At 39.1% G+C, this 3667-nt stretch carries 2 protein-coding genes and 1 pseudogene; 2 read left to right on the top strand and 1 reads right to left on the bottom strand.

Annotated elements, in window-relative coordinates:
• Both WBM70_RS03685 and WBM70_RS03680 read left to right on the top strand, forming a co-directional pair.
• A pseudogene (locus WBM70_RS03685) lies at positions 1-482 on the top strand (ATP-dependent zinc metalloprotease FtsH); the annotation flags it as partial.
• Positions 483-850: 368 nt separating this feature from the next.
• The gene (locus WBM70_RS03680; protein WP_424557156.1) at positions 851-2407 is read left to right on the top strand and encodes a 2-isopropylmalate synthase; all 1557 of its coding nucleotides are present in this window, start codon (positions 851-853) and stop codon (positions 2405-2407) included.
• A 46-nt stretch (positions 2408-2453) separates the two neighbouring features.
• On the opposite strand, the gene serS is transcribed toward WBM70_RS03680, so the two are convergent.
• A partial coding sequence (gene serS / locus WBM70_RS03675; RefSeq protein ID WP_424557155.1) for a serine--tRNA ligase occupies positions 2454-3667 on the bottom strand: 1214 nt, incomplete at its 5' end.

Here is a 3667-nt window from a genome sequence, read left to right as displayed (position 1 = left end):
ATGTACTACTCGGTGGTCGTGCAGCTGAAGAGGTTTTCATAGGTGAGATCAGTACCGGTGCGGGTAATGACCTTGACCGTGCAACTGCTATCTTAAAAGACATGATATCAGTATACGGTATGACTGATGTGGCAGGGCTTATGGTTCTCTCACGAAGTCAAAACTCATTTTTAGGTGCTGGAGCAGTATCTACAGACTATAGTGAAAAAATGGCAGAAGATATGGATAACTATATCCGTTCTACCCTCAATGAACGTTACACGTATGTGAAGAAGACACTTAATGAGTATCATCAAGCCATAGAAAATATGACGGCGGTACTTTTAGATGTTGAAGTGATCGAAGGTAAAAAAGTACGTCAAATTATTGAAGACTATGAAAAAGAAAATAACCTAGAGAGTCGTTTGGCACATGGTGACAAAATTGCTAAAGCAAAAGCAAGAGCTGCTGCCGAAGCAGAAGCAGAAGATACAGATCAATAATTCATATGTAAATACGACTAATTGCATTTGCATATTAGTGAGATTATATACTTTATTGACCTCTGTATGGAGTACAAACACTTAATTTATGAAGGGCTAGTCTTTAAAAGATAATTATTATCCCTTGTATTTTATTTTCAAATAGAGTATAATACTCAAAATTCAAAGGAGAGATTATGAAAACTATCATAAGCCAACATACTATTTTCACTAAAGACAGCTCTCTCCTGCTGCTGCTCGCACTCTAATCGTTTAACAATCCACACCCTTTTTACACAATATAAACATAATTAGTTTCTAATAACTACAATTTAGGTAGAATAAGACAATTTATAGCGTATATCGCTTTTACATAACAAGGTAATAAAATGAGCCAAGATATTATTAAAATATTTGACACAACATTAAGAGACGGTGAGCAGAGCCCGGGGGCTTCTATGAACACAGAAGAGAAGATCCAGATCGCTGCACAGTTGGAACGTTTGGGTGTAGATATCATTGAAGCAGGATTTGCAGCAGCAAGTCCAGGAGACTTTGACGCTATCGACAAAATATCGCAAAGGGTCACAAATTCAACTGTTTGTTCTTTGGCCAGAGCTATAGACTCAGATGTGAAGGCTGCAGGTGAAGCCATCTCTAAAGCTAAGATGAAGCGTATCCATACTTTTATCGCCACATCTAGTATACATATGGAACACAAGTTAAAAATGAGTCCTGATGAAGTGATCAAAAGAGCAGTAAGAGCAGTAGAGTATGCTCGCACGTTCGTAGATGATGTAGAGTTCTCCTGTGAAGATGCAGGCCGTTCAGATATCGGCTTCATGAAAGAGATCTCTGACGCTGTCATAGACGCAGGTGCAAGTACCATTAACTTACCAGATACCGTTGGATTTAGACTTCCTTTTGAGATCGGCGCTATGGTCAAAGAGATGAGTGAATATACCAAAGGTAGAGCGATCATTTCAGTGCATAATCACAATGATTTGGGCTTAGGTGTAGCAAACTCGTTAGAAGCCGTTATCAATGGTGCAAGACAGGTAGAGTGTACGATCAACGGTTTAGGTGAAAGAGCTGGAAATGCTGCTTTAGAAGAGATCGTCATGGCATTAAAAACACGTTCTGATGTTTTTGCAGAGTATAAGACAAATATCAACACAAAAGAGATCTATCCTAGTTCTCGTTTGATAGCCAACATCACAGGTATAGAACCTCAACCAAATAAAGCTATCGTAGGTAAAAATGCTTTTGCACATGAAAGTGGTATACATCAAGACGGTATGTTAAAAAATAAAGAGACATCTGAGATCATCTCTCCTGCAGACATCGGTTTAGATATGGATGATACGTTGGTATTGGGTAAACACTCTGGACGTGCAGCATTTAAAGATAAGTTGAGTAAATTAGGGTTTATCTTGGATGATGAAGCATTAAATACATCTTTTGAGCGTTTCAAAACAATGGCAGATAGAAAGAAAGATATCTACGATGATGACTTAAGGGCCTTAGTCACTGATGAAATGACTTCGGCACCTAAAATATTTGAGTTGATCTCATTGCAATTAATGGATTGCTCCAATGGGGTACCATCTGCAGCAGTCAGTATCAAAAAAGATGGAAGTGAGATCATAGATGCAGGTATAGGTGAAGGTACGATTGATGCTGTATTTAAGACCATAGACAGAATCTCAGGATATGACGGCCAGTTGATGGACTATAAGGTAAAATCAGTTAGTCAAGGAAAAGATGCCTTGGCAAATGTGACTGTTAAGGTCTCATTTAACGGTGAACCTGCCATCATAGGTCATGGTTTGAACATAGATACTATGTTAGCTTCTGCTAGAGCCTATATCGGTGCTTTAAACTCTTATTTGAGTATGGAAGGAAAGTTAAAGTCACGTCATAGTGACAGTTCTAAGACTATTTAAACTAGTTGTAGGGAAATAGGCATATGCTGTTTCCCTACTTCTGGATCTACATATACTTTTTAAGTACCTCTGGTATCTCTATCGTCCCGTCTTCATTCTGATAATTCTCCATAATAGCCACTATCGTACGTCCTACAGCAAGTGCTGAGCCGTTAAGTGTATGTACAAATCTGTTTTTCTTACCATCTTTGAAACGGATCTTTGCGCGTCTTGCCTGGAAGTCTCTTGTGTTAGAGATAGAAGAGATCTCACGGTATTGGTTTTGTCCAGGGAGCCAAACTTCCAAATCTATCGTCGTAGCCGCAGAGAAACCTAGATCACCATAACAAAGTTCTACAACTCTGTGAGGAAGACCAAGTGCAGTAAGTATATCGGAAGCATTTTGTACCATCATTTCAAATACTTCATCCGATTTATCCGGATGGGCGATAGCTACCATCTCTACTTTATCAAACTGGTGTTGACGTATCATACCACGCGTATCACGTCCAGCAGATCCTGCTTCTTTTCTAAAACATGGTGTATAACCCGTCATCAGTACTGGAAGTTCTTTCTCTGTAAGTATCTCATCATGATACATATTGGTCAATGGTACTTCAGCCGTAGGAATAAGATAAAGATCTTCGTCATCTATTTTAAAAAGATCATCTTCAAACTTAGGTAATTGTCCTGTTCCCTGGAGCATCGCAGAATTATTCATAAACGGCACGCAAAGCTCTTCAAAACCTTTTGTAGCATTCGTGTCTAGAAAGAAGTTTATAAGTGCTCTTTCAAGCCTTGCCGCCTCACCCCGTAGTACAGAGAAACGACTTTTAGCAAGTTTTACACCTCGCTCAAAATCTATCCATCCATTTTGCTCTGCTAACGCCCAGTGTTCTTTAGGCTCAAAAGAGAAACTTTTGGGCTCTAAGACTTTACGGAGTTCTACATTATCCTCTTCATCTTCACCTTCTGGTACTGTGTCATCCGGAAAATTTGGCATTGCAAGTGCTATGTTATAGAGTGCTTCTTCCGCTTCTCTGGCCTTCTCTTGAAGAGGTACCATCGCTTCTTTATTGGCATCTACTTTTGCTTTAAGCTCAGTAATATCTTTCCCTTCACGCATATATTGCCCAAAAAGTTTAGACATACTGTTCTGTTCTGCTTTTGAAGCTTCTAATTTGGCATTGGCTTCTTTTAAAGCTGAAAAAAGTGTTTGAAGGTTTTCAAGTGTAGCAGCCTCTACACCTTTTTTTTGTAGTTTTGCACTGGCTTCATCAA

Source organism: Sulfurovum sp., assembly GCF_049668085.1.
Classification (GTDB): domain Bacteria; phylum Campylobacterota; class Campylobacteria; order Campylobacterales; family Sulfurovaceae; genus Sulfurovum.
This window is presented reverse-complemented; position numbering and strand designations above follow the sequence as displayed.